Source organism: Kineococcus sp. R86509 (genome assembly GCF_042466365.1).
Lineage (GTDB): Bacteria > Actinomycetota > Actinomycetes > Actinomycetales > Kineococcaceae > Kineococcus.
Map to the genome: position 1 here is coordinate 3,244,827 of NZ_JAXHCE010000001.1, position 25,218 is coordinate 3,270,044.

General features: G+C 72.9%; 26 protein-coding genes and 1 pseudogene. 16 read left to right on the forward strand and 11 right to left on the reverse strand.

Annotated elements, in window-relative coordinates; translation table 11 throughout:
• Positions 1 to 20: 20 nt before the first annotated feature.
• The gene (locus SJY07_RS15835; RefSeq protein WP_380160408.1) at positions 21 to 1,562 is read right to left on the reverse strand and encodes an FAD-binding oxidoreductase; all 1,542 of its coding nucleotides are present in this window, start codon (positions 1,560 to 1,562) and stop codon (positions 21 to 23) included.
• A 133-nt stretch (positions 1,563 to 1,695) separates the two neighbouring features.
• Between SJY07_RS15835 and clpB the strand changes: the two genes are divergently transcribed.
• Positions 1,696 to 4,332, forward strand: coding sequence for an ATP-dependent chaperone ClpB (gene clpB / locus SJY07_RS15840; protein WP_380160410.1), 2,637 nt, complete (start codon positions 1,696 to 1,698; stop codon positions 4,330 to 4,332).
• A gap of 50 nt (positions 4,333 to 4,382) precedes the next feature.
• Positions 4,383 to 5,243, forward strand: a complete 861-nt coding sequence (locus SJY07_RS15845; protein WP_380160412.1) for a phosphotransferase family protein — start codon at positions 4,383 to 4,385, stop codon at positions 5,241 to 5,243.
• A 349-nt stretch (positions 5,244 to 5,592) separates the two neighbouring features.
• Here SJY07_RS15845 and SJY07_RS15850 read toward each other — a convergent pair.
• Positions 5,593 to 6,696: pseudogene (locus tag SJY07_RS15850) on the reverse strand (MFS transporter); the annotation flags it as partial.
• 53 nt (positions 6,697 to 6,749) lie between these two features.
• Here SJY07_RS15850 and SJY07_RS15855 point away from each other — a divergent pair.
• Positions 6,750 to 8,372, forward strand: coding sequence for a peptide chain release factor 3 (locus tag SJY07_RS15855; RefSeq protein ID WP_380160413.1), 1,623 nt, complete (start codon positions 6,750 to 6,752; stop codon positions 8,370 to 8,372).
• 79 nt (positions 8,373 to 8,451) lie between these two features.
• Positions 8,452 to 9,636: a TolB family protein gene (locus SJY07_RS15860; protein WP_380160415.1), complete on the forward strand. Its 1,185-nt coding sequence runs from the start codon at positions 8,452 to 8,454 to the stop codon at positions 9,634 to 9,636.
• Position 9,637: 1 nt separating this feature from the next.
• Here SJY07_RS15860 and SJY07_RS15865 read toward each other — a convergent pair whose 3' ends face one another.
• Positions 9,638 to 10,414, reverse strand: a complete 777-nt coding sequence (locus SJY07_RS15865; protein WP_328293265.1) for an AraC family transcriptional regulator — start codon at positions 10,412 to 10,414, stop codon at positions 9,638 to 9,640.
• 48 nt (positions 10,415 to 10,462) lie between these two features.
• On the opposite strand from SJY07_RS15865, the gene SJY07_RS15870 reads away from it, so the two are divergent.
• Both SJY07_RS15870 and SJY07_RS15875 read left to right on the forward strand, forming a co-directional pair.
• The gene (locus SJY07_RS15870; protein ID WP_380160418.1) at positions 10,463 to 10,894 is read left to right on the forward strand and encodes a DUF2000 family protein; all 432 of its coding nucleotides are present in this window, start codon (positions 10,463 to 10,465) and stop codon (positions 10,892 to 10,894) included.
• Positions 10,895 to 10,942: 48 nt separating this feature from the next.
• On the forward strand, positions 10,943 to 11,539 hold the full coding sequence (locus tag SJY07_RS15875) for a DUF1684 domain-containing protein (RefSeq protein ID WP_380160419.1): 597 nt from the start codon (positions 10,943 to 10,945) through the stop codon (positions 11,537 to 11,539).
• 19 nt (positions 11,540 to 11,558) lie between these two features.
• Here SJY07_RS15875 and SJY07_RS15880 read toward each other — a convergent pair whose 3' ends face one another.
• Entirely contained in the window at positions 11,559 to 12,143 is a 585-nt protein-coding gene (locus SJY07_RS15880) for a hypothetical protein (protein ID WP_380160421.1), read from the reverse strand.
• Positions 12,144 to 12,204: 61 nt separating this feature from the next.
• Complete coding sequence (locus SJY07_RS15885) at positions 12,205 to 13,005, reverse strand: exodeoxyribonuclease III (protein ID WP_380160423.1); 801 nt, start codon at positions 13,003 to 13,005, stop codon at positions 12,205 to 12,207.
• A gap of 71 nt (positions 13,006 to 13,076) precedes the next feature.
• Here SJY07_RS15885 and pyrE point away from each other — a divergent pair, with 71 nt between their 5' ends.
• From pyrE to SJY07_RS15900, 3 genes are read left to right on the forward strand one after another with little or no spacing between them, the layout of a single operon-like run.
• On the forward strand, positions 13,077 to 13,658 hold the full coding sequence (pyrE, locus tag SJY07_RS15890; protein ID WP_380160425.1) for an orotate phosphoribosyltransferase: 582 nt from the start codon (positions 13,077 to 13,079) through the stop codon (positions 13,656 to 13,658).
• On the forward strand, positions 13,658 to 14,038 hold the full coding sequence (locus SJY07_RS15895; RefSeq protein ID WP_328293259.1) for a hypothetical protein: 381 nt from the start codon (positions 13,658 to 13,660) through the stop codon (positions 14,036 to 14,038). The genes pyrE and SJY07_RS15895 overlap by 1 nt, the downstream gene beginning before the upstream one ends.
• Positions 14,039 to 14,064: 26 nt before the next feature.
• Entirely contained in the window at positions 14,065 to 14,850 is a 786-nt protein-coding gene (locus SJY07_RS15900; protein ID WP_380162353.1) for a putative RNA methyltransferase, read from the forward strand.
• A gap of 37 nt (positions 14,851 to 14,887) precedes the next feature.
• Here SJY07_RS15900 and SJY07_RS15905 read toward each other — a convergent pair whose 3' ends face one another.
• From SJY07_RS15905 to SJY07_RS15930, 6 genes are all read right to left on the reverse strand, one after another.
• The gene (locus SJY07_RS15905; protein WP_380160428.1) at positions 14,888 to 15,523 is read right to left on the reverse strand and encodes an IMPACT family protein; all 636 of its coding nucleotides are present in this window, start codon (positions 15,521 to 15,523) and stop codon (positions 14,888 to 14,890) included.
• The gene (locus SJY07_RS15910) at positions 15,520 to 16,140 is read right to left on the reverse strand and encodes a DedA family protein (RefSeq protein ID WP_328293256.1); all 621 of its coding nucleotides are present in this window, start codon (positions 16,138 to 16,140) and stop codon (positions 15,520 to 15,522) included. Before SJY07_RS15910 ends, SJY07_RS15905 begins: the two co-directional genes overlap by 4 nt.
• Before the next feature lie 30 nt (positions 16,141 to 16,170).
• Entirely contained in the window at positions 16,171 to 16,599 is a 429-nt protein-coding gene (locus SJY07_RS15915) for an acyl-CoA thioesterase (RefSeq protein ID WP_328293255.1), read from the reverse strand.
• A 24-nt stretch (positions 16,600 to 16,623) separates the two neighbouring features.
• A complete protein-coding gene (locus SJY07_RS15920) occupies positions 16,624 to 17,358 on the reverse strand; it encodes a DedA family protein (RefSeq protein ID WP_328293254.1) in 735 nt (244 codons plus the stop codon).
• Positions 17,359 to 17,511: 153 nt separating this feature from the next.
• The gene (locus tag SJY07_RS15925) at positions 17,512 to 18,624 is read right to left on the reverse strand and encodes a Gfo/Idh/MocA family oxidoreductase (RefSeq protein ID WP_328293253.1); all 1,113 of its coding nucleotides are present in this window, start codon (positions 18,622 to 18,624) and stop codon (positions 17,512 to 17,514) included.
• Complete coding sequence (locus SJY07_RS15930) at positions 18,621 to 19,379, reverse strand: TIM barrel protein (RefSeq protein WP_328293252.1); 759 nt, start codon at positions 19,377 to 19,379, stop codon at positions 18,621 to 18,623. Before SJY07_RS15930 ends, SJY07_RS15925 begins: the two co-directional genes overlap by 4 nt.
• 142 nt (positions 19,380 to 19,521) lie before the next feature.
• Between SJY07_RS15930 and SJY07_RS15935 the strand changes: the two genes are divergently transcribed.
• The 7 genes from SJY07_RS15935 to SJY07_RS15965 all read left to right on the forward strand — a co-directional run bounded on the left by SJY07_RS15935 (position 19,522) and on the right by SJY07_RS15965 (position 25,218).
• Positions 19,522 to 19,932, forward strand: coding sequence for an ankyrin repeat domain-containing protein (locus SJY07_RS15935; protein ID WP_380160432.1), 411 nt, complete (start codon positions 19,522 to 19,524; stop codon positions 19,930 to 19,932).
• A gap of 57 nt (positions 19,933 to 19,989) precedes the next feature.
• Entirely contained in the window at positions 19,990 to 20,400 is a 411-nt protein-coding gene (locus tag SJY07_RS15940) for a molybdopterin-binding protein (protein ID WP_380160434.1), read from the forward strand.
• 2 nt (positions 20,401 to 20,402) lie between these two features.
• Positions 20,403 to 21,197 (forward strand): molybdate ABC transporter substrate-binding protein, encoded by a 795-nt coding sequence (gene modA, locus SJY07_RS15945; RefSeq protein WP_380162355.1) that lies wholly within the window; start codon positions 20,403 to 20,405, stop codon positions 21,195 to 21,197.
• Complete coding sequence (locus SJY07_RS15950) at positions 21,194 to 22,000, forward strand: ABC transporter permease (RefSeq protein WP_380160436.1); 807 nt, start codon at positions 21,194 to 21,196, stop codon at positions 21,998 to 22,000. Before modA ends, SJY07_RS15950 begins: the two co-directional genes overlap by 4 nt.
• Positions 22,000 to 23,067: a sulfate/molybdate ABC transporter ATP-binding protein gene (locus tag SJY07_RS15955; RefSeq protein ID WP_380160438.1), complete on the forward strand. Its 1,068-nt coding sequence runs from the start codon at positions 22,000 to 22,002 to the stop codon at positions 23,065 to 23,067. Before SJY07_RS15950 ends, SJY07_RS15955 begins: the two co-directional genes overlap by 1 nt.
• A 94-nt stretch (positions 23,068 to 23,161) precedes the next feature.
• Complete coding sequence (locus tag SJY07_RS15960) at positions 23,162 to 24,049, forward strand: ATP-binding cassette domain-containing protein (RefSeq protein WP_328293246.1); 888 nt, start codon at positions 23,162 to 23,164, stop codon at positions 24,047 to 24,049.
• The gene (locus tag SJY07_RS15965) at positions 24,046 to 25,218 is read left to right on the forward strand and encodes an ABC transporter permease (protein WP_380160440.1); all 1,173 of its coding nucleotides are present in this window, start codon (positions 24,046 to 24,048) and stop codon (positions 25,216 to 25,218) included. The genes SJY07_RS15960 and SJY07_RS15965 overlap by 4 nt, the downstream gene beginning before the upstream one ends.

Here is a 25,218-nt window from a genome sequence, read left to right on the forward strand (position 1 = left end):
GCTCTGCCGCGACGGCGGCTTCAGTCTCCCGTGCCGGGTGAGGCGAAGACGCCGTCGGGGTCGACCGTCTTCCGCACCTCTCGCAGGCGGGCGAGGTTGTCGCCCCAGCAGGCCGTCGCCCGGTCGGGGAGCCCGGCGTCGGCGTAGTTCACGTAGGCCGCGTTCCCGGTCCACCGGCTCAGCGCCGCACGGGTCCCGGCGACCACGGCGTCGAAACCCGCGGCGTCCTGCCGTCCCGTCCAGGTGGCGGTGTGCTGGACGGTGGCGAGGGCGGTGCGCCAGGGGAACGCCGTGGCGTCGGGGGCGACGTCGGCCACCGCCCCCCCGAGGGCGTCGAACGACATCCCGGCCTCGACCAGACCGGCCGGTGGTGCGTCGATGACCGCCTGCACCGCAGCGACTCCCGCCTGGACCCCGGCGTCCGGGAGTTCCCGGCCGAGCATCGAGGAGGTCGCGGCGAAGGGTTGCCGGTGGTCGCCGTCGAGGGCCTTCGTCGTGCACGCCGCCGCGTCCAGCCCGGAACACCCCGCCTCGTAGGCCATCGCCGCGGCGTAGTCGAGACGGCGGTGGGTGTTCGCGGCGGGCGCGGGGAGGCGGCCGAGGAGTCCCGCGAGGGCGGTGTCCAGGGAGGCCGACCCGGTCCACGCCCCGGAGACCTGCACCCGGTCGCCGTCGTCGGGGTTCGCGAGGAGCTTGCACGTGGACCACAGTTCCCGCGGTGCGTCCGGCAGCCACGCCTGCCAGGCGGCGAGGACGTCGGCCGCGCGTTCCCACGACCACCGCAGGAAGAACACCTCCACGTCGGGAGCGGGACGCAGCGCGAACTCCCACGACGTCACCGCGGCCAGTCCGGGGCCGCCGCCGCGCAGCGCCCAGAACAGGTCGTCGTCCCCGTCGACGGTCTGCTGCTTCCCGTCCGCGGTGACGACCGTCGCGGAGCGGAGCTGGTCGCAGGTGAGCCCGAACGAGGGGGCCAGCACGCCGACCCCGCCGCCCAGGGTGAGCCCGCTGACGCCCACCGTGGGACACGACCCGGCGCCGATCGCGAGACCCCGGGAACCCAACTGCGAGTAGACGTCGATGAGGGTGGCGCCCGCCCCGACGGTCGCCCTCGTCCCGTCGGCCGACACCTCGACGGAGTTCAGCGCCGCCAGGTCCACGACGAGGCCCGCGTCGGCGGACCAGCCCCCGTAGGAGTGACCGCCGCAGCGCAGCCGCAGCGGGGTCCGGGACTCGGCCGCGAACCGGACGCAGGCCGCGACGTCGTCGGCGGTGCGGACGGGGGCCACAGCCTGCGGGGCGGCCGTGAAGCGGGGGTTGTAGAGCAGGGCCGAGGGATTCCAGCCGGCCCCGTCGGGTCGGAGCAGGCCCCCCGGCAGCTTCCCGGCGAGGTCGTCCCAGCTCGGCGGGCCGCTCGTCGGGGCCACGGGAGAGGTCGCGGGTGAGGTCGCGGGCGGGCCGGCGGGGGTCGACGCGCGGTCGCAGGCCGCGGTGGCGAGGGCGACCCCCGCCGCCAGGACGGCCCGTCGTGTCGTCGCCCGGGTGGTGATCGTTGGCTCCACGGTGTCGATCATCGACAGCGTGGAGCCAACGATCACCACCGGGGGGCGCGACACGAGAGTTGAGCGGAACAAGCTCAACTCTGGCATGGTTGTACCCAACGTCAGTCACCCACCTCACGACCGGAGGTAGCCCGTGGACCTCAAGCTCACCACCCGCGCCCAGGAAGCCCTGGCCGACGCCGTCGGCCGGTCCACGTCCGCGGGTCACGCACAGGTCGAACCCCTGCACGTCCTCGCCGCGCTGCTCGAGCAGGAGAACGGCGTCGCCGGTCACCTGCTCGCCGCCGTCGGGGCCGACCAGGCCCTGCTCACCCGCCGGGTCGAGGGCGCGCTCGCGTCGCTGCCCAGCGCGTCCGGCTCGTCCGTCAGCCAGCCGCAGCTGTCGCGTCCCGCCCTGCAGCTCATGCAGGACGCCGGCGACGAGGCCCGCGCGCTCGACGACGCCTACGTCTCCACCGAGCACCTCCTGCTCGGCGCCGCCGCGTCCACGTCCGCCGCCGGTGAGGCCCTGCGGGCCGTCGGCGCCACGCGCGACGCGCTGCTCGACTCCCTGCCCAGCGTCCGCGGTGGGGCGAAGGTCACCTCGCCCGACCCCGAGGGCACCTACAAGTCCCTCGAGAAGTACGGCATCGACCTCACGGAGCAGGCCCGCGAGGGCCGCCTCGACCCCGTCATCGGCCGTGACGCCGAGATCCGCCGCGTCGTGCAGGTGCTCTCGCGCCGCACCAAGAACAACCCCGTCCTCATCGGCGAGGCCGGCGTCGGCAAGACCGCCGTCGTCGAGGGCCTTGCCCAGCGCATCGTCGCCGGGGACGTCCCCGAGTCGTTGCGCGGCAAGCGGTTGATCTCCCTGGACCTGGCCAGCATGGTCGCCGGGGCGAAGTACCGCGGCGAGTTCGAGGAACGCCTCAAGGCCGTCCTGCAGGAGATCCAGAACTCCGGGGGACAGGTCGTCACGTTCATCGACGAACTGCACACCGTCGTCGGCGCGGGCGCCGGCGAGGGCGCCATGGACGCGGGCAACATGCTCAAACCCATGCTCGCCCGCGGCCAGCTCCGCCTCGTCGGCGCGACCACGCTGGACGAGTACCGCGAACGCATCGAGAAGGACCCCGCCCTCGAGCGACGCTTCCAGCAGGTCTTCGTCGGCGAACCCTCCGTCCCCGACACCATCGGCATCCTGCGCGGCCTGCGGGAACGCTACGAGGCCCACCACAAGGTCTCGATCTCCGACGCCGCGCTGGTCGCCGCCGCCACGCTCTCCGACCGCTACATCACCGGCCGGCAGCTGCCGGACAAGGCCATCGACCTCGTCGACGAGGCCGGGTCCCGGCTGCGGATGGAGATCGACTCCTCGCCCGTCGAGATCGACGAGCTCCGCCGCTCCGTCGACCGGATGAAGATGGAGGAACTCGCGCTGTCCAAGGAGGGCGACGCGGCCAGCCGCGAACGCCTCGAGACGCTGCGCGTGAACCTCGCCGACCGCCAGGAGCAACTCACCGCGCTCACCGCCCGCTGGGAGCAGGAGAAGGCCGGGCTCAACCGCGTCGGCGACCTCAAGCACCAGGTCGACGAACTCCGGTCGCAGGCCGAGCGGCTGCAGCGCGAGGGTGACCTCGGCCGCGCCAGCGAGATCCTCTACGGACGCATCCCGGCCCTCGAACGTGAGCTCGAGACCGCCCAGGCGGCCGAGGAGAACGTCTCCAGGACCGCCCCGATGGTCGCCGACGAGGTCGGACCGGACGACATCGCCGAGGTCATCGCCGGCTGGACGGGCATCCCCGCCGGCCGGCTGCTCGAGGGCGAGACCGCGAAGCTGCTGCGCATGGAGGAGTTCCTCGGCGCCCGGCTCATCGGGCAGAGCACTGCGGTGCAGGCCGTCTCCGACGCCGTCCGCCGTTCACGCGCCGGGGTCAACGACCCCGACCGTCCGACCGGCTCGTTCCTGTTCCTCGGACCCACCGGGGTCGGGAAGACGGAACTCGCCAAGGCGCTCGCCGACTTCCTCTTCGACGACGAACGCGCCATGGTCCGCATCGACATGAGCGAGTACTCCGAGAAGCACGCCGTCGCCCGCCTCGTCGGGGCCCCTCCGGGCTACGTCGGGTACGAGGAGGGTGGGCAGCTCACCGAGGCCGTGCGCCGTCGGCCGTACTCCGTCGTCCTGCTCGACGAGGTCGAGAAGGCGCACCCGGAGGTGTTCGACATCCTGCTCCAGGTCCTCGACGACGGGCGCCTCACCGACGGTCAGGGCCGCACGGTCGACTTCCGCAACGTCATCCTGGTGCTGACCTCGAACCTGGGGTCGCAGTACCTGGTGGATCCGGAACTCTCGAAGGCGACCAAGCACGACGCCGTCATGACCGCGGTGCAGCAGAACTTCAAGCCGGAGTTCCTCAACCGCCTGGACGACGTCGTGGTCTTCGACCCGTTGTCGACGCAAGAACTGTCGCGGATCGTCGAGATCCAGGTGCAGAAGATGGCCGACCGCCTGGCCGACCGTCGCCTCACCCTCGAGGTGTCCGACGCCGCGAAGGACTGGCTGGCCATCACCGGCTACGACCCCGCCTACGGCGCGCGGCCGTTGCGCCGCCTGGTGCAGCGCGAGATCGGCGACAAGCTCGCCCGGGCGATCCTGTCCGGCGAGGTCCGCGACGGCGACACCGTCGAGGTCGACGTCGCCGGCCGCAGCTTCGACCTCGACGACCCGGGGGCCGGCGACGCGCCGGGCCTCGTCGTCCGGCGGGCGGACACCGCGCTGACCGTCTGACCCGCGCAACTCGCTGGACATGACCACCAGGCTCCGAGAGCCTGGTGGGCATGCACGCGTCCGGAGGAAACCGACTGCGCTGGAACGACCTGCCCGCAGCGGTGCACGCCACCGTCGCCGAGGTTCTCGGTTCGCCCGTGGTGTCGGCGCAGTCGCAGCCCGGGGGGTTCTCGCCCGGGTCGGCGGACCGGGTCCTCGCCGCGGACGGGACCCGAGCCTTCGTCAAGGCCGTGAGCCCCGCGCAGAACAGCGACACCCCGGCCATGCAGGAACGCGAGGCGAGGATCACCGCCGCCCTCCCGGCCGGGGTTCCCGCCCCGGGGTTCCGCGGTGCGCACTGGGTGGGGGACTTCCACGTCCTCGTCCTGGACGAGGTTCTCGGACGGCAACCGGAACTGCCCTGGCGGCCCGACGACCTCGACCTCGTGGTGGTGGCGCTGGAGCGGCTCGCGCGCACCGCGACCCCCTGTCCGGTGCCGGACCTGCCCACGGCGACCGAGTCGCTGGCCGGGCAGTTGCCCGGGAGCGCCCGGGAACTCCTCGGCGGGGACACCCTCGTCCACCTCGACCTCCGGGCCGACAACGTCCTGATCACCGAGGCAGGTGCGGTCCTGGTCGACTGGCCGCACGCCTGCGTCGGCCCGCCCTGGCTGGACCTGCTCGCCCTGCTCTTCGAGGTCGATCGGCTGGGCGAGGAGGACCTCGCCGAGCGAGTCCTCGCAACGTCCGCCCTCACCCGCGACGTCGATCCCGAGGTGTTGACGACCGTCCTGGACGGGTTCTCGGAGTTCTTCCTCGGCCGCGCTGCGCAGCCGGCGCCGCCCGGGTTGCCGACGTTGCGCTCCTTCCAGCGGGTGCAGGGCGAGGCCCTGCTCCGGTGGGTCGAACGGCGGCGGACCGCAGCGCGGTGACGCGGCTCACATCCGTCCGGCCGTGGATCGCTGCGCCGGGCTGTCCGCCGAGGAGGACGCCGCCAGTGCGCGGTACTGCGGGCTGAGGAGGGCCACCACCGTCGCGACCAGACCCAGCAGCCCGATGGCCACGAAGACCAGAGCGATCGCCCGGGTCTGCCCGGTTCCGAACCAGTCGCCGATCGCCTCCGCCCCCGCGCCGTCGGTCATGAACGGGACGACGAGGAACTGGGTGATCGGACCGACGAGGAACGCCGTGACGGGAGCGGCGGACTGCTCGACGCTCTGCGGCGAACCCGAACACCCGGCCCTGGCGCTCGTAGGGCACCACGCGTTGCAGGACCGTCTGCTCGGCGGCCTCCGCGAAGGGCATGAGCAGCATGAACACGACCATGGCCAGCGTGAGCGTCACGATCGAGGACGCCAGCGGAAACAGCATCGTCACCGTCCACGAGACCAGGTTGACCAGCAGCAGGAGTCGCACCGGGCGGCTGCCGAGACCGAGACGCGCGACGAGCAGCCCCCCGACGATCATCAGCGCGCTGAGCCCGCCCCAGAGCAGCCCCCACACCTGCACCGACACCAGCGACAGCCCGTAGGCGTCCATGAGGGCCATGAACCCGCCGCCGATGAAGTTGTTGAAGCAGCTGAAGGCGATCAGCGGCACGAGTCCCGGGACGCCCCGGACCAGCCGCCACGTCCCGCGCAGGTCGACCCCGGCTCCGGCGCCGGACGCCCCGGCGTCGACGGTCCGGTCCTCGGGCACCTCCACGCGGGCCAGGTGCAGCACCGAGGCGGTGATCACGACGATCGCCAGCAGCAGGACGTGCAGCATGCCACCGGAGGCGACGAGGACACCGCTGATGACGGAGGTGACGAGCATCGAGGTGCCGGTCACCGTCCCCACGAGGCCGTTCGCGCGGTCGCGCACCTCCGCGGGCACCAGCAGCGTGACGAGCGTGGGCAGGGCGATCCCGCGCGGGTTGCCGGCCACCACCCCCAGCACGCACAGCACCACGAAGGCCCACAGCTGCCAGGACGCGACGTCGGAGAACGTCCCGTCGGGGGTCGCCAGGTACACCGCCAGGCACACGCCGTAGACCGCGACCGAGACCAGCGCCGAGGCCTGCAGCACCGAGCGCTTGCGGTGGTGGTCGACGAGGCTGCCGAACCAGATCCCCGTCGCGGCGGTGGCCACGACGAAGATCCCCGCGATCGTCCCGGTCGCGAAGACCGAGCGGGTCGCGAGGAACACCCAGAACGTCACGGCGAACCGGACCGTGTAGTTCACGACGCTGACGATCGCGTTGCTCACGAGCAGGTGCGCGAACACCCGCTGCGGGCCGGAACGCAGGTCGAGGCGGGGCGAGGGGACCTCGGGTGTCGACACGGTGGGCTCCTGCCGTCGGAGAAGGGGCTGCCCGTGGTGACCCGATCGCCGCGCGGAAGTCATCGGTGCCCTCCGGCGCGTCGTGACCAGGCCCGCGCAGCGGGGATGATGGAGGGGTGAGCGCCGACATCGAGACCCCCGGACAGATCAGCGACGTCAACCCCGCGCAGATCGTGGCCGAGGCGGCCCGACGTCGCACCATCGCCGTCATCAGCCACCCCGACGCCGGGAAGTCGACGCTGACCGAGGCGCTCGCGCTGCACGCCAACGCCATCCGCGAGGCCGGCCACGTCCACGGCAAGGCCGGCCGGGCGGGGGTCGCGACGGACTGGCAGGACATGGAGAAGCAGCGCGGGATCTCGATCAGCTCCGCCGTGCTCCAGCTCTCCTACCGCGACCAGGTCGTCAACGTCGTCGACACCCCCGGTCACGCGGACTTCTCCGAGGACACCTACCGCGCGCTGACCGCCGTGGACGCCGTGATCATGCTCGTCGACGCGGCCCGCGGCATGGAGGTGCAGACCCGCAAGCTCTTCGGCGTCTGCAAGCAGCGCGGGCTGCCCGTGATCACGGTCGTCAACAAGTGGGACCGGCCGGGCCGCGAGGCCCTCGAGCTGCTCGACGAGGTCGAGTCCGTGACCGGGCTCAAGCCGACGCCGATGACCTGGCCCGTCGGGATCGCGGGCGACTTCCGCGGGCTCCTCGAGCGGGGAACCGGCGAGTACGTCAAGTACACGAAGGCCCCCGGTGGAGCCACCCGCGCGCTCGAGCAGCGGATGAGCGGCGAGGAGGCGGCCGCCCTGGAGGGCGCGTCCTGGCAGCAGGCCCTCGACGAGCACGACCTGCTCACGGCCACCGAGGCCGACCACGACGAGGAGGCGTTCCTCGGGTTCCGCACGACGCCGGTGTACTTCACCGCCGCGGTCGCGAACACCGGCGTCGGTCAGGTCCTCGACGCGATCGTCGACGTCGCCCCGCACCCGCACGACCAGGACGACGTCGCCGGGCACACCCACGCCGTGACCGAGAGCTTCAGCGCGCAGGTCTTCAAGACCCAGACCGGCATGAACCCCGCCCACCGCGACCGGCTCGCGTTCGCCCGCATCCACTCCGGGGTGTTCCACCGCGGCATGACCGTGCGCGACGACAAGAGCGGCCGGCCGATGGTCCTCAAGCACGTGCAGACGGTGTTCGGCGCGGACCGCTCCACGGTGGACGTGGCCTGGCCCGGTGACGTCATCGGCCTGGTCAACGCCCGCCACGTCAACGTGGGCGACACGCTCTCGGAGAACGGCCGCATCGCCTACCCGCCGCTGCCGGTGTTCGCCCCGGAGCACTTCCGCACCGTCCGCCCCTCCGACCTCCGCGTCGGCAAGCAGTTCCGACAGGGCCTGCGCGAACTCGACGCGGAAGGGGTCGTGCGCGTCCTGACCTCCGACTCCCGCGGGGACGGCGAACCCGTCATCAGCGCGGTCGGCGCCCTGCAGTTCGACGTCGTGCAGTACCGGATGACCCACGAGTTCCGCTCGCCCGTGCTGTTCACCGAACTGCCCTACACGACGGCCCGGATCATCGACGCCGAGGACGCCCCGCTGCTGCGCGCCCACCGGGGTACCGAGGTCGTCCACAACGCCGACGGCCGGACGTTCGCCCTGTTCACCGACGAGTGGCGCGTCCGCAGCTTCGAACGCGACAACCCCGACGTACGCCTCGAGGAGCTCGTCGCCACCAGCGACTGAGCCGCGCCCGTCCGGACGACCCCCAGGGTCGAGTCGTCGAACTCCACCGCGAACCGCCGCGCTGTGCCACTGTGGTCGGGTGCGCACACGGTGGATCGGTGCCGCGGCGGTGACCGCCGCCCTCGTCCTCACGCCCCTGCCCGCCACCGCGCGGGTCCCGGGGCACGAACTGGCGTTCACCGGGTGGGTCGGGGACGACGTCCGGCAGCGGCTCCTGGTCCTCGACACCGCGACGCAGGAACCCCGGACCGTCGCGCCGGGTGGGATCGCCGACCTGGTCTGGTCCGCCGACGGCTCGCGCCTGGCGTGGATCGGTTTCCAGGAGCCGACGGGTTCCGTCGTCGACACCGCGACGACCCTCTACTCCGCCCGACCGGACGGGACCGGTCGTCGCACCCTGTTCGCCGGGTCCAGCCTCGGGGACGTCGCTGCGGCACCGGACGGGAGCTTCGCCGTCGCCCGCTCCGACGTCCGCGAGATCGTCGACTGCTCGACCCACCCACCCGTTCCCGCCGCCGACATCACCCTGGTCTCGCCCGAGGGTCGCACCCGCCGGCTGACCCCGACGCCGGTGGGGACCTACGACCTGCAGTTCTCGCGGGACGGCCGCGACCTCGTGTGGTCGTCCAGCGACGGCGACCCGTGCGGTTCGACGGGCTGGCCCCACCTCAACCTCACCGACGTGGACACCGGGGCCACCCGGGTGGTGACCGGCGCCCGCAGCCTGCAGTCCCCGACGTTCTCCGGTGACGGTCGGACGGTGATCGCCTCGACGTCCGACGAGTTCGGCCAGGACCTCGTTCAGATCGACGTCGCAACCGCTGCGGCGCAACGGGTCGGGACGCCAGGTTTCGCTGAGCGACTCCCCGTGGTCTCGCCGTCCGGGGACGCGGTCGCCGTGGTCCGCACTCCGGTGGTCCCTGATCCCGGGACGTACTTCCGGCCCACGGAGGACCCGCACGTCGTCGTCCTCGACCTCCGCGGGAACCTGCTGCAGGACCTCGGGCAGGTGCACCTCGGGATCGACCGCCTCGCCTGGAGCTCCGACGGTTCGACCGTCGCCGTCGCGGGGGACAACTTCGTCCCCTTCGAACCCGGGAGCGACGTCGGCTCGGCGGATCCGGCGATCTGGTCGTTCTCCGTCACCGGTGGAGGACCCGTCCGGCTGAGCTCGACCGCAGGGTTCGCCAGCGCCGGACTGGCGTTCCGGCCGACGTTCCCGGACCCGCCCACGATCGAGCGTCGCACCCGGGGGCGGCGCTGACTCAGCTCCGGGTGAACCGTCCCGGTGTCGTCCCGAGGACCCGGCGGAAGTGGCGGGTCAGGTGCGACTGGTCGTGGAACCCGGCGAGGGCGGCGACCTCGGCGGGACGGTGACCGGTGAGGAGCAACGCGCGGGCCAGGTCGACCCGACGCGAGGTCAGGTAGGCGTGCGGCGGCATGCCGACCTCGCGGGTGAACGTGCGGACCACGTGGGCGGCGGAGACCCCGAGCCCTCCCGCGACGGACGCCAACGTGATCCCGTCGACGACGTGCTCGTCGAGCAGCGACCGCACCCTGCGGGCCAGGGGGACGTCGCGGGCCGTCACGGGGGGAGTGCGGCGCAGGTGCGCGGTCAGCGCCTCGACCAGGACGGCGGTCCGGGCCTCCGCCGCGAAACCCTCGGAGGGGTGCAGGAGGAGGGGGTGCAGTTCCCGCAGCGCCGCCGTGAACCCCGGATCGGGGACCTCCGGTGCGTCCGCGGCGCGACCGGCGAGTTCAGCGGGAATCGCGGAACCCTCGAGGTAGACGACGCGCTTGCGGAACCCCGTACTCGTCGCCGCCCGACCGTCGTGCGGTACGTGCGGGGGCAGCAGCGTGACCAGGGAACCCGTCCCGTGGGTGCGGTGGTCCAGGTCGTAGCGGACGGCGCCGGAGTCCACCAGCAGCAGCGTCCAGGTGTCGTGGGTGTGCAGCGGGTAGGCGTGCCCGACGAAGCGGGCGTGCAGGACCTCGGCGATCCCCGGGACGTCCGGGCGCCAACTGCGGACCAGTTCACCCACGTCACGAACGTACAAGACGGACGTCGCGCGGGGGCCGAGGATCACCCCGTGACCGACCCGAGCGAACCCGTCCGCTTCGACACCAAGATCGCCGTCCTCGTCCGCGACGACCTGGCGACCTGGCAGCGGCTCAACGTCACCGCGTTCCTGGCCAGCGGCATCACCGCGGCCCACCCGGACCTCGTGGGGGAGCCCTACGCCGACGCCGACGGCACGGCCTACCTCCCGTTGCTCGGGCGGCCCGTCCTGGTGTTCGAGGGCGACCGGGACGCGCTGCGCGCTGCGCACGGCCGCGCGCTGGGCCGGTCGCTGCCGCTGGCGGTGTTCACCGCCGACATGTTCAGCACCGGTCACGACGACGCGAACCGGGCCGCGGTGGCCGCGGTGGCCGGCTCCGACCTCGACCTCGTGGGACTGGCGCTGCACGGTCCCCGCAACGCCGTCGACAAGGTCCTCAAGGGCTCCCACGTGCACCCCTGACCCGTGGCCCGCGGTTGCCGGACGGCGCGGTTCTGGTGGAGTGGCTGCGTGAACCGCCTCGACGTCCTCGACTGGCGCCGCCGCGTCGGCGCCCTCTACACCGACGTCCGGTCCGCGCAGGACCCCGCCGCCGGGCACGCGCAGTGGGTCGCCGGCCGCGACGACCTGTTCGCCACCCACCCCTCGAGCCCGCTGCTGCCCCAGGACCGTGCGACCTTCACCGGGCTGCCCGTCGCGGCCTACGACCCGGCGATGCGTTTCGTCGTGCCCGTCGACGACGCCCCGCCGCTCACGCGGGAGGCCGTCACCGGCACCGACGGCACCGTGCACTTCGAACGCGTCGGAACCGTCGCCCTGCAGAACGTCGGGACACTGGACGTGTGGTGGCTGGACCAGTACGGCGGTGGCCTCTTCGTCCCGCTGAAGGACCCCGGCCCCGGCTACGGCGGCGGTCGCTACGTCCTCGACACCGTCAAGGGCGCCGACCTCGGGGGTGACCTCACGAGCCTCGTCGTCGACCTGAACTTCGCCTACCCGCCCAGCTGCGCCTACGACCCCGAGTGGGCCTGCCCGCTCCCGCCGCCCGGCAACGTCGTCGACGTCGCCGTGGCGGTCGGGGAGGCCGCCGGGGCCTGGTCGGTCTGACCCGGCCCGGGCGGGTCGGCTACTCGAGCCGGACGGCCTGGGCCGGTACCACCGACCCCTGGGCGGGAACGGCGGTCAGGACGCCGTCGCGCAGGTCCACCGTCCGTGGCGCCCGGCCGCGACGCCACGCCCCGAGCAGCTGCTCGGTGGCGTCGTCGTCGCCGGCGCAGCGGAACATCCCCAGCGTGTAGATGCGGGAGGCCTCCTCGCCCTGGCGGTGCCAGGAGAACTCCTCGCCCAGGTGCAGGTAGACGTCGACGTCGTCGCCGCGGGTGTCGAGGACCTCGTCGGCCAACGCGACCGCCTCCCGCAGGTGGCCGCACACCAGCAGCGCCGCGACGACGTAGCACCGGGTGTCCGGGGCCACCACGTCACCGGTCGCCAGGGCCTGGTTGGCCAGGCGCAGGGCCCGCCGGGCGTCGCCCGCGAACGCCGCGTGCTCGCTGGCCGCGACCAGCAACCGACCGCGGGACACCGAGTCCCCCGGCACGGCTCGCCGGGCCCAGGACTGCAGCAGGTCCGCGACGGCCCGTTGGCCCCGGGCGTCGTTCGCCGCGTTCAGTTCGACCTGCTCGAGGTCGTCGCAGCTGACAGGTGCTCGCACCGTTCGAACCTAGTGAGGTGCAGCGCCCGAGTCTCCCCCGCAGGAGCCGATCGGGCAGGGTTCACGCGTTCGGCGCAAGCTCCACGATCACCGGGGCGTGATCCGAGGCGCCCTTGCCCTTGCGCTCCTCGCGGTCGATCGTCGCGCCGCTCACCCGCGCCTGCAGCGCGGGGGAGCCCAGCACGAAGTCGATCCGCATGCCCTGACGCTTCGGGAAGCGCAGCTGCGTGTAGTCCCAGTACGTGAACGTCCCCGGGCCCGGGGCGTACGGGCGGACCACGTCGGCGAACCCCGCCTCCACCAGCGAGGAGAACGCCTTCCGCTCCGGCTCCGACACGTGCGTCGCGCCCGCGAAGACGTCGACGTCCCAGACGTCGTCGTCGGTCGGGGCGACGTTGAAGTCACCGACGAGCGCCACCGGGGCACCGGGGTCCTGCGCCAGCCAGGCCTTCCCGGCCTCGCGCAGCTGCTCCAGCCACAGCAGCTTGTAGGCGTAGTGCGGGTCCTCCAGGGAGCGGCCGTTGGGCACGTACAGGCTCCACACCCGCACCCCGCCGCAGAGCGCGCCGATGGCCCGCGCCTCCGCGACCGCCGGGTCCCCGAAGTGCGGGACGTCGGGGGAGAAGGCCGTGCTGACGTCCTCCAGACCGACCCGGGACACCAGGGCGACGCCGTTCCACTGCGACAGGCCGTGGTGGGCGACCTCGTAGCCGAGGTCGCGGAAGGCCTGCTCGGGGAACTGCTCGTCCTTGCACTTGGTCTCCTGCAGAGCGACGACGTCGACGTCGCTGCGCTCGATCCAGGCGATGACCCGGTCGAGGCGGGCGCGGATGGAGTTCACGTTCCAGGTGGCGAGGCGCACGCGGCGGCACGTTACAGGCGAGGCCCCCACGTGCTCGGACCGGAGCCGGACAGCACCTAAGCTGCGGTCCCGTGAGCACACCGAACTCCAGCGAACGCGACCGCCTCGCGGAACTCATCGCGGCCAAGGCCGTCGTCCGCGGGACGGTGACGCTCTCCAGCGGCAAGGAGGCCGACTACTACGTCGACCTGCGCCGGATCAGCCTGGACGGCGAAGCCTCCGCCCTCGTCGGTCCCGTGCTGCTGGACCTGGTGCAGGACTGGGACTTCCAGGCCGTCGGCGGGCTCACGATGGGCGCCGACCCGGTCGCCTTCGCCATGGTCCACGCCGCCAACGCCCGCGGGTGGGCCGCCGCGCACGACGGCGCCCCGCTGGACGCCTTCGTCGTCCGCAAGGCCGAGAAGGCCCACGGTCTGCAGCGCCGCATCGAGGGCCCCGACGTCGCCGGGCGCAGGGTCGTGGCCGTCGAGGACACCTCCACCACCGGGGGGTCCGTCCTCACCGCCGTCGAGGCGCTGCGCGCAGCGGGGGCCGAGGTCGTCGGGGTCGTCGTCATCGTCGACAGGAACACCGGCGCCCAGGAGAAGGTCGAGGCCGCGGCCGGCGTGCCCTACCGCTTCGCCTACGGCCTCAGCGACATCGGGCTCGCCTGATGGGCGCCACCGGGGCCGTCGTCCTCGTCGTCGTCGTCCTGCTCGTCCTCGTGATCGCCCTGTGGGTCGTCGCGACCCGCGCGGCCCTGGTCCGGATGCGCGACCTGGCCGTCGAGGCCGGCGCGCTCGCCGATCAGCGCCGCAGCCGCCTCGCCGACCTGGCCACCCACCTCGCCGCGCAGGAGGCCGCCGCGGCCGAACCGGACCCGCAGACCGTCCGGGCGCTCGCCGACGCCGAGCACCGCCTCGCCGGGGACATCGCCTTCCACTCCGCGGCCGTGCGCGCCTACGACCACCGCCTCGCGGGTGTCCCCACCTCCTGGGTCGGTGCCGTCTCCGGCCTGCACCCGCTGGGCGCGAGCGCCGAGCAGCAGCGCTGAACGCCTTCGAGGCCGCCCTCCCGCTCCTGCGCTGCCCGCTCTGCGCGGGCCGCTTCGAGCTGACCGGGCGGACCCTCGGATGCGCTGCGGGACACCGGTTCGACCTCGCCCGTCAGGGCTACGTCAACCTCGCCGTCGGGTCGAAGGCGACCGGTGACACCGCCGCGATGGTCGCTGCTCGTGAGGAGTTCCTCGGCGCCGGGCACTACGCACCGATCGCCGCGGCGCTCGCCGACCGGGGCGTCGCGGGGTTCGTCGTCGACGTCGGCGGCGGGACCGGGTACTACCTCGCGCACGTCCTGGAGCGCACCGGCGGGTCCGGGGTCGTCGTCGAGGTCTCGGCCGCGGCCCTGCGCCGAGCCGCCCGTGCGCACCCCCGGGCCGCCGCGGTCGGGGCGGACGTCTGGCGCGGACTGCCCTTCGCCGACGCCTCCGCCGACCTCGTGACGACGGTCTTCGCCCCCCGCTCGGTCCCGGAGGTGGTCCGGGTCCTGCGGCCCGGGGGCCGGTGGGTGATCGTCACCCCGTTGCCGGAGCACCTCGGTGAGGTCCGCGACGTGCTCGGCATGGTCGGGGTCGAGGAGCGCAAGGCCGAACGGCTGCACACCGACCTCGAGGGGTTCGTCGACCTCACCGAGGCGGAACTGCGGGTGCCCCGCCGGTTCGACCGCGCTGCGCTGCGGGCTCTGGTGCTCATGGGGCCCAGTGCCCACCACGTCGACGCCGCGGCCCTCGAGGAGCGGCTCGCCGGGTTGCCCCACGTCGTCGACGTGACCGTCGCCGTGCGGCTGACGGCCGTCACGAGACCCTGAGCCACCCGCCCGGGGACCGGGGCTCACGGCCCGGTGATCAGGTGGCGTTCCCTACGGTGCGCACGGCCCGTCGCGGTGTCCCGAGTTCGGTGGCGAACCCGCCCGCGGCCAGGTGGGCGGCGAGCGCTCCCGTCCCCTCCGGGGCCAGGGCGAGCGTCGCGGACCAGCTCTCGCCGCCCCACACCACGTCCTCGACGTCGAAGCCGTGCCGCAGGTCGGCCTCCAGGCGGCCGCCGTCGGCGAGGCTCGCGCGCACTTCGACGAGGTCGACCCAGCGACGGCGCAGCACGCCGGCCTCGGCGAGCGCACCGGACACGGCGGAGCCGTAGGCGCGGACCAGCCCCCCCGTGCCCAGCAGGACACCGCCGAAGTACCGCGTGACCACGGCGAGCACGCCGGTCACCCCCGCACCGTTCAGCGCGGCCAGCATCGGGGCACCCGCCGTACCGGCCGGTTCGCCGTCGTCGTGCGAGCGCTGCTGCGTGCCGTCCTCGCCCAGGACCGAGGCCGTGCAGTGGTGACGGGCGTCGGGGAACTCCTTGCGGACCCGGGCGAGCACCGCGTCGACACCGTCGACGTCGCGCACCGGCTCCAGGGTCGCGACGAACCGGGACCGCTCCACGCTCGTCTCCGTCCGCACCGCGCGGGCCGGGACGGGCAGGGGGTCCCTCACGCGCGCGCCCGTCGACGCCGCCGGATCCAGGCCGCGAGAGGCACGACGAAGGAGAAGACGATGGCGGTCCCGGCGATCGCGTACGCCGTCGTCCGCACCCAGGGGTGGGAGTCGGCGGCGTGACCGGCGAGCACCAGCAGCGCGCCCCAGCACAGGGCGCCCACGACGTTCGCGGAGGCGAACTTGGCGTAGGGCATCGCGGCCGTGCCGGCGATGATCGGCGTGAACGCGCGCAACCACGGGATGAACCGGCAGGCCACCACCGCGAACCAGCCGTACTTCGCGTAGAACGCCTCGGCCCGGGGCAGGTGCCGGGCGGCCTTCCGGGCCCGGCGCAGCAGCCAGGGCCGACCCAGCCGGCGTCCGGACCAGTACCCGACGGTGTCGCCCAGGACGGCCGCCAGCGTCACCCCGACGACCAGGACGGTCAGCGAGACGGGGGAGTCGTCGCGGGCGGAGATGAGACCGGCCGTGAAGAGGACGCTGCTGCCGGGCAGCCAGAACCCGATGAGGGTGCCCGTCTCGGCGAACACGATCCCGAAGACGAGGACGTACAGCCCGACCGCGCCGAGGTCCTCGAGCTGAGGGTCGGCGAGCTGTGCGATCCAGTCGGACACCTCGTGATCCTGCCAGAAGGCAGGTCGACCTCAGTCGTCGGCCAGCAGGGCCAGCCTGCGGCGTTCGTCGTCGTCGAGGCGCCGGGGACGACCCTCGTCGAAGTCGTAGGCGACGCACACCGTGGAGGCGCGGACGTAGGTCCGGAGCTCACCGACGGCGTCGGTGTCGGGTTCGAGGAGCTCGTAGTCGACCTCGAAGCTGGCTCCACCCGTTCGGCCCACCCAGAGGTCGACGGCGACCGGGGCGAGGCGGTAGTCCAGCGGTCGCAGGTACTCGACGGTGTGCTTCGCCACGACCATCCCGGTCGCCAGCATCGGCGCCGAACCGTCGGGGGACTCCAGCCCGAAGGCGCGCACGCGGGCCTCCTCGAGGAGCCGCATGATCTCGACGTTGTTGATGTGGCGGTAGGCGTCCATGTCCCCCCACCGCAGGGACAGGGACAACCGCCGACGAGCCACCCGGACATCCTGCCGGGTGGCGGCTCAGCGCTGGTTCTCGGGGGTCTTGCCGTTCGACTGCGCCGGCAGCGAGGCCGTGCGGTGGCGCTCCTTGGCCCGGGCGCGCAGGAACTCGATCCCGACCGGGATGAGCGAGAGCACGACGAGCAGCAGCAGGCCCAGTTCGAGGTTGTTCCGGATCAGCGTGATGTTGCCCAGCGCGTAGCCGAGCAGCGTGATGCCGGTCGCCCAGAGCACGGCGCCGATCGCCGAGAACGTCAGGAACGTCCTGCGGGACATGGCACCTGCGCCCGCGGCGAGGGTGATGAAGGTGCGGACGACGGGCACGAACCGGGCCAGGATGATGGCACGGGCCCCGAATCGCTCGAAGAACTCGCTGGTCTGCTGGATCCGCTTGGGGGTCAGCAGTTTCGAGTTCGGCCGGTCGAACAACGCCGGCCCCGCCTTGCGTCCGATCTCGTAGCCGACGACGTTGCCGAGGAACGCCGCGACGGACAGCAGCAGGCAGGAGAGCCAGATCGGTTCCCGCAGGACGTCGGAGTGGGTGAACAACCCGACGGTGAACAGCAGGGAGTCGCCCGGCAGGAAGAACATGAACAGCCCGCACTCGACGAACACGATGGCCATGGCGACCCACAGAGCGGCGGGGCCGAGGGTGTCCAGGAACGTCTCGGGGCTGGCCCAGTCGGGCAGCAGAGCGGGTGCCGCCGCCGGCAACGAGGTGGACAGCGCGGTCGTGAACTCGGCGAGCAGGGGCACGTGCCCCAGGGTAAGTCTCTTTCGGAGCCCCGTGGACGTCCCGGGCTGGAGATCAGCCCAGAGGATGACCCGTCCGGGCCGGCATCAGCCCCATGGCCGATGCCCGGTCCGTGATCCCGCGGGTGGTCCCGCGGGATCACGGATCGGAGGCGGTCAGACCGTGGCGGCCGTGGGGTCCCAGTCGTCGGGGAGCGGGGCCGCGGCCTCGACGGTGCTGCTCACGGGCACGAACGCGCCGCTCTGCGCGGACTCGGCGATCGACTCCATGACGTCGACCACGTGGTGGGCCAGGGCGCCCTGGACGCGGTGCGGACGTCCCGCCCGGATGGCGCGGGCCATCTCGAGGACCCCGGTACCGCGGGTGGACAGTGCCGTCGTGGAGGCCAGGACCTCCCACTCCTCACTGCCGCGGCGGCGGATCTGGACGTCGCCGTCGAAGGTGTTCGGGTCCGGCAGGGCCAGGGTCGCGTCGGTGCCGGTGATCTCCACGAACCCCGCCCGGGGGAGGGGGGAGTCGAAGCTGAAGATGCTCTGCGAGCTCTGGCCGCTGCGGAACTGCGCGATGGCGCTGACGTGGGTCGGCACGGTCACGTCGAAGGTCTCGCCCGCCTTGGGCCCCGAGCCGATGACGCGCTGGGACCGCGCCGTCGAGGCGATGGCCGCGACCGAGGCGACCGGGCCGAACGCCTGGACCAGCGTCGTGAGGTAGTAGGGCCCGATGTCGAACAGCGGACCGGCCCCGGTCTGGAAGAGGAACGCCGGGTTCGGGTGCCAGGACTCCGGACCGGGGGACTGCATCAGGGTCAGCGCCGTCAGCGGGGTCCCGATGTCGCCCCGGGCCAGCGCCTTGAGCGAGGTCTGCAGCCCCGCGCCCAGGAACGTGTCCGGCGCGCAGCCCAACCGGACACCGGCCGCCTCCGCCGCGTCGATCAGGCGCTGACCGCCCTCGCGGTCGAGGGCGACGGGCTTCTCCGACCAGACGTGCTTGCCGGCCGAGATCGCCGCGAGCGACACCTCGACGTGGGCCGCGGGGATCGTCAGGTTCACGACGATCTCGACGTCCGGGTTGCCCAGCACGGCGTCGATGCCGCCGTGGACCGGGACACCGTGCTCCGCGGCCCGGGCCGCGGCGGCCTCGGGGAAGAGGTCGCCGATGGCGTGGACCCGCACGTCGGGGAACGCCGTGAGGTTCTCCAGGTAGGTGCCGCTGATGACGCCGGCGCCGACGATGCCGATCCCGACCGGTCCTGTGCGGGTCTCGCTCACGACAGGGCCTTCGTCAGGTAGTCGTAGCTGCCCTGCACGGCGTCGAAGACATCGCCGGTGGTGTCGTCGAGCTCGACGACCCCGAGGTCGACCCCCGCCGAGGCCGCGAGGATCGCGGCGACGTCGAGGTCGCCGGACCCGAAGGCGACCTGCTTCTTCGTGTCCCGGCTGCCGTCACCGTCCTTGAGGTGGACCGCGCGCACGCGCTCGCCGAGGCGGCCGAGCAGGTCGGGGACCTCGACGCCGCCGACGACGACCCAGTAGGTGTCGACCTCGAGGGCGACCCCGTCGGCGAGGTGGTCGGCGAAGACCTCGAGGGCGGGGCGGCCGCCGATCTTCGTCTCGAGCTCGAACTGGTGGTTGTGGTAGCCGATGGTCACCCCGGCGTCGGCGGCGCGGAGCGCGGCGGCGTTGAGCTCGGCGGCGACCGCGGCGACGTCCTCGGCGGTGGTCCAGCGCGCGGGGTCGACGTGGGGTTCGACGACGAGCGTCGTCCCCGTCTTCGCGGCGGCGACCAGCACGGCCTCGATGTCACCGCCCACGACCTTGGCGTGGGTGCTCGGTGCGGTCAGCCCGGCCTTCGCCAGTGCCGGGGCGAGCTCGTCCGCCTTCTCGGTGAGGCCGAACGGCTCCACCTGGCGGAAGCCGAAGCCGGCGAGGCGGGCCAGGGTGGCGTCGAGGTCGGCGGCGAGCGCGTCGCGCACCGTGTAGAGCTGTACGGAGATCTTCGACGTGTCGAGTGTCTTGTCGGCCATGAGTGGGGTTCTCGTCCTCTCGCGTGCTGCTCGCGGGGCGACCGTCCCTGGACGCCCACGTCCCCGGTCCGAGGAACCGAACCGGTTCAGCAACCGTACGGCCGCGACCCGTGCGGGCGCCAGACCCCGTTACGATCCGGCGGTGAGCGAGGGACCCCGCACCGCCCTGACCGAGGACGAACTGGCCTTCCTGCACGAGACCTTCGACCTGGCCCGCGAGGGCGAGACGGCGGAGCTGACCGCGCGGGTCGACGCCGGGGTCCCGGTCAACCTCACGAACTCCGGCGGGGACACGCTGCTGATCCTCGCGGCCTACCACGTGCACACCGAGACGGTCCGGGCCCTGCTCGAGCGCGGCGCCGACCACTCCCGGGTGAACGACAAGGGCCAGACGGCGATCGGGGCGGCGGTCTTCCGCCAGGCCACCGACATCGTGACGGAGCTGCTGGACGCCGGGGCCGACCCGGAGCTGGGCCGCCAGTCCGGTGTCGCGGTGGCGCAGGTGTTCGCCCTGCCGGAGATGACGGCGTTGCTGCGGGCCCCGCGAAACTGATCCGCACCTGCGGTCTTCGTGCGGACTGCGAGCCGTAGTTGCGGCTACAGTCGGGTCGTGCCGCTCTACCGCATCCGTGACGTCGCCGACCTGCTCGGCGTCTCCGACGACACCGCCCGGCGCTGGAGCGACGCCGGCACGCTGGCGAGCAGCAAGGACGAGAACGGCCGGACCGTCGTGGACGGAGCCGTGCTCGCCGCGTTCGCGGTGCAGCACGCCGCCTCGGCCGCCACCGACACCACGGGCGTGACGCGCTCGGCGCGCAACCACTTCGTCGGACTCGTGACGCGGGTCGTCGCCGACGGGGTCATGGCGCAGGTCGAGATGCAGTGCGGTCCGCACCGGGTCGTCTCGCTCATGAGTCGCGAGGCCGCCGAGGAACTCGGCCTCGAACCCGGTAGCCGGGCCACGGCCGTGGTCAAGGCGACGACGGTCATCGTCGAGACCCCCGAGGGGAACCGCTCGTGAGGATCCGCCCACTGCTCGCCCTGGTCGCCGCAGGTGCTCTGCTCGCCGCCTGCGGTTCCAGCGACGACACCGCGACCCCGGCGGCGACGTCGAGTTCCGCCACGACGACAGCGGAGGCCCGGACCCTCACCGTGTTCGCGGCCGCGTCGCTGAAGAACTCCTTCACCGCGATCGGCAAGGAGTTCGAGGCCGCGAACCCGGGCGTCACCGTCACGTTCAGCTTCGCCGGTTCCTCCGACCTCGTCACCCAGATCACCGAGGGTGCCCCGGCGGACGTGTTCGCCTCGGCCGACGAGAAGAACATGGTGAAGGTCACCGACCAGTCGCTGACCGCGGCCGACCCGGTCGACTTCGCCACCAACGTCCTCGAGATCGCCACTCCCGCAGGCAACCCCGCCGGGATCAAGACGTTCGCGGACCTGGCGAAACCGGGGGTGAAGGTCGTCGTCTGCGCCGCGCAGGTTCCCTGCGGTTCCGCGACGCAGACCGTCGAGACGTCCTCCGGGGTCACGCTCAGCCCGGTCAGTGAGGAGTCCTCGGTGACCGACGTGCTCGGCAAGGTCACCTCGGGCGAGGCGGACGCCGGCCTCGTCTACGTCACCGACGTCACCGCCGCGGGCGACGAGGTCACCGGGGTGGAGTTCCCCGAGTCCGCCAGTGCGGTGAACACCTACCCGATCGCCACCCTGAAGGACGCGAAGGACGCCGACCTCGCGTCGGAGTTCGTCACGTTCGTCACCGGCACCGCGGGCGAGAAGGTCCTGCAGGACGCCGGGTTCGGCGCGCCGACGAAGTGACCCGGCGCGGCGGTGCGGTGGAGGGGAGTGCGCTGCCGCGGTGGGTGTTCGTCCCGGCGGCGGTGGGGTTGCTGCTGTTCCTCGCCCCGCTCGCCGGGATCCTGTCGCGGGTGCCGTGGGCGGGCTTCGTGCCGCTCATCACCTCCGACTCCTCCCGCGCCGCGCTGCTGCTCAGCCTGAAGACGGCCTCGGCCAGCACCCTCGCCTGCCTCGTCCTCGGGGTCCCGATGGCGTTGGTGCTGGCCCGCAGCGACTTCCCCGGGATGCGGGTGCTGCGCTCCATCGTCCTGCTGCCCCTCGTGCTGCCGCCCGTCGTCGGCGGGCTCGCGCTGGTCTACACCTTCGGCCGCAGGGGCCTGTTCGGGTCCACGCTGGAGGGTTTCGGCGTCACCGTCGCCTTCACCACCGTGGCCGTGGTCATCGCCCAGACGTTCGTGTCGCTGCCGTTCCTGGTCCTGAGCCTCGAGGGAGCCCTGCGCACGGCGGGCCGGCGCTACGAGGCCGTCGCCGCGACGCTGGGCGCGAGACCCGGGCGGGTGCTGTTCCGGGTGACGTTGCCGCTGGTGGTGCCGGGGCTGGTGTCCGGCGCGGTGCTGGCCTTCGCCCGCGCCCTGGGGGAGTTCGGCGCGACCCTGACGTTCGCCGGCAGCCTCCAGGGCGTGACCCGGACGTTGCCGCTGGAGATTTACCTCGTCCGCGAGACCGACCCTGACGCCGCGGCCGCTTTGTCGCTGCTGCTCGTCGTCGTCGCGGTGGTCGTCGTCGTGGCGGTTCGCGGACGGCCGGGGCGGGGGGTGTTCTGATGGCCGGTCTGGAGGTCGCCGTCCGGTTCGCCCCCCGGGACGTCGACCTGGAACTGTCGGTCGCCCCCGGGGAGGTCCTCGCCGTCCTGGGGCCGAACGGCGCCGGGAAGTCGACGTTGCTGGGACTGCTCGCGGGGTTGCTGCGACCGACCGCGGGGCGGGTCGTCCTCGACGGCGAGGTGCTGGTCGACGACCGTGGGACCTTCGTCCCCCCGCACCGCCGCGGGGTCGGCCTGCTCGCCCAGGACGCGATGCTCTTCCCGCACCTCAGCGTCGAGGCGAACGTGGCCTTCGGCCCGCGCAGTGCCGGTGTCTCCCGCACCCGCGCCCGCGAACGGGCCCAGCAGCTGCTCGGGGACGTCGGGATGACCCCCTTCGCGGGCCGTCGCCCCCACGAACTGTCCGGCGGTCAGGCCCAGCGAGTCGCGATCGCGCGGGCGCTCGCCGCCGAGCCGAGGCTGTTGCTGCTGGACGAACCGATGGCCGCGCTCGACGTCACCGCCGCCCCCGAGGTCCGGCAGGTCCTGCGCCGGGTCCTGCGCGGAACCGGGCGCTGCGCGGTCCTGGTGACCCACGACCCCCTCGACGCGCTGGCCCTCGCCGACCAGGTCGTCGTGCTCGAGGCCGGTCGGGTCGCCGAACGCGGTCCGGCGCAGCAGGTCCTGTCCTCGCCGAAGAGCGCGTTCGGGGCCCGGCTGGCGGGTCTGGTGCTGATCCCGGGGACCATCACCGCGGACGGCCTGGCCACCGCGGACGGCACCGTGGTGCACGGGCTGGTCACGGGCGCGGTGGGGGAGCACGGCGTCGCCCTCTTCAGCCCCTCCGTGGTGTCGGTGCACGCGAGCGACCCCGGCGGGAGTCCGCGCAACCGGTGGTCCGCGACGGTGCTCGACGTCGTTCCCCGCGGGGAGGTCGTCCGCGTGCGGGCCCGACCGGACGCGCCGGCCGGTCACGACGTCCTGGCCGACATCACCGTCGCGGCGGCGGCGGAACTCGACCTGGCCCCCGGCGGCCCCGTGCACCTGGTCGTCAAGGCGACGGCGGTCCGGATCCTCGCCAGCGCCTGACGACGACGGCTCGCCCGTCCCGCCGACCCGGGGGAGCTCGCACTGCGACGATCGTCGGACGCGGGGTCTCTCAGGGTTCCCCTAGGTTCGGGGGATGCTCGTCCTCGACAAGATCACCAGGACCTTCGGGGACCGTCTCGCTCTCGACGGCGTCAGCATCAGCGTTCCGGACGGACGCATGGTGGGCTTCGTCGGGGCGAACGGTGCCGGGAAGACCACCACGATGCGGATCGCCCTCGGCGTGCTGGCCGCGGACTCCGGGACGGTGACGTTCCGCGGGAAGGTCCCCGACCTCGCCGTCCGCCGCCGGTTCGGCTACATGCCGGAGGAACGCGGTCTCTACCCCAAGGGCAGGTTGCTGGAACAGTTGGTGTTCCTGGCCCGGCTGCACGGGGTGGACCGCGGGGTCGCCGCGAAGCGGGGCCAGGACCTGCTGGAACGGCTCGGGCTGGGTGACCGGTCCGGCGACAAGCTGGAGTCGCTCTCGCTGGGGAACCAGCAGCGGGTCCAGGTGGCGGCCTCCCTGGTGCACGACCCGGAACTGCTGGTCCTCGACGAACCGTTCTCCGGTCTCGACCCGATCGCCGTCGACGCGATGGCGGACCTGCTGCGGGAGAAGGTCGCGGCGGGGGTGGGTGTCCTCTTCTCCAGCCACCAGCTCGACCTCGTCGACCGGCTCTGCGACGAACTCGTCATCCTGCACGCCGGTCGGGTCGTCGCCGCGGGAGAACCGGAGAAGCTGCGCCGGGAACGGGCCGGATCCCGCTTCCGGCTCGTCGCCGACGCCGACCTCGGCTGGCTGGACGACGTCCCCGGCGTCCGGGTGCTGGAACGGCGTGCCGACGGGACCGTCCTCGAACTCCACGGTGATCCCGACCTCGACCAGCGGGTTCTCGCCGAGGCCCTCCGCCGCGGCCCGGTCCGCTCCTTCGCCCCGCTGCTGCCCTCGTTGTCCGACCTGTTCCAGGAGGTGTCCCGGTGAACGCCCAGTGGTGGATCATCGCCCAGCGCGAGATGACGGAGAAGTTGCGGGACAAGGGTTTCATCTTCTCGACCGTCCTGCTCTTCGTCCTCGTCGCCGCGGCCTCCGTCCTGCCCGGGGTGATCTCCGGAGGTGGCGACGACTACGACGTCGCGGTCACCGCGCAGGCGCAGCCGTTGGTGGTCGCCCGACCCGGCGAGGACCCGGACACCCGGATCGAGCTGAAGGAGGTCGCCGACGACGCGGCCGCCGAGGCCGCCGTCCGGGCCGGGGACGTCGACGCCGCCGTGGTGGTCGGGGACACCAGCGCCGTCATCCTGGGTGACCGCAACGTCTCGGACACCCTGGCCGGCGTCCTCCGCACCCGGATCGGTTCCGCTCAGACCGTGCTGGGTTTCCAGGCGCTGGGGGTGGACCAGACCGAGGTCCAGCGCGTCCTGTCGTTGCCGCCGCCGTCGACGCGACTGCTCGACCCCGACGCGGTGGACCCGTTGCTCGTCTACCTTCTCGGCCTCGCGTTCGCAGTGCTGTTCTTCCAGATCGTCGTCCTCTTCGGCTACTCGATCGCGCAGAGCGTGGTGCAGGAGAAGCAGACCCGCGTCATCGAACTGCTCGTGACGACCGTCCCGGTGCGGCAGTTGCTCATCGGCAAGATCCTCGGCAACGGGATCCTGGCCTTCGGTCAGATCCTGCTGCTCGTCGTCGCCGGGGTGGCGGCCCTGCGCATCGCCCAGCCGGAACTGCTGGACAGCATCCCGGGCATCCCCAGCGCCGCCGCGTGGTTCCTCGTCTTCTTCGTCCTCGGCTTCGCGATGCTCTCCTGCCTGTGGGCCGCGGCGGGCGCGATGGCGAGCCGGCTCGAGGACCTGCAGTCGACGGCGACCCCGGTGCAGATGTTCGTCATGCTGCCGTTCTTCGCCAGCTTCCTCGCCAACGAACCCGGCCCGCTGCAGACCGCGTTGAGCTACATCCCGTTGTCCTCGCCGATGGTCATGCCCAAGCGCGTGGTCCAGGGGGACGTCGCCCTGTGGGAACCGTTGCTCTCGCTGCTGATCATCGCGGCCACCGCCGTGCTCTTCGTCACCGTCGCGCGCCGTCTCTACGAGAACAGCCTGCTGCAGACCGGCCGCTCGCTGGGTTTCCGGTCCGCGTGGAAGAAGGCCGTCTGA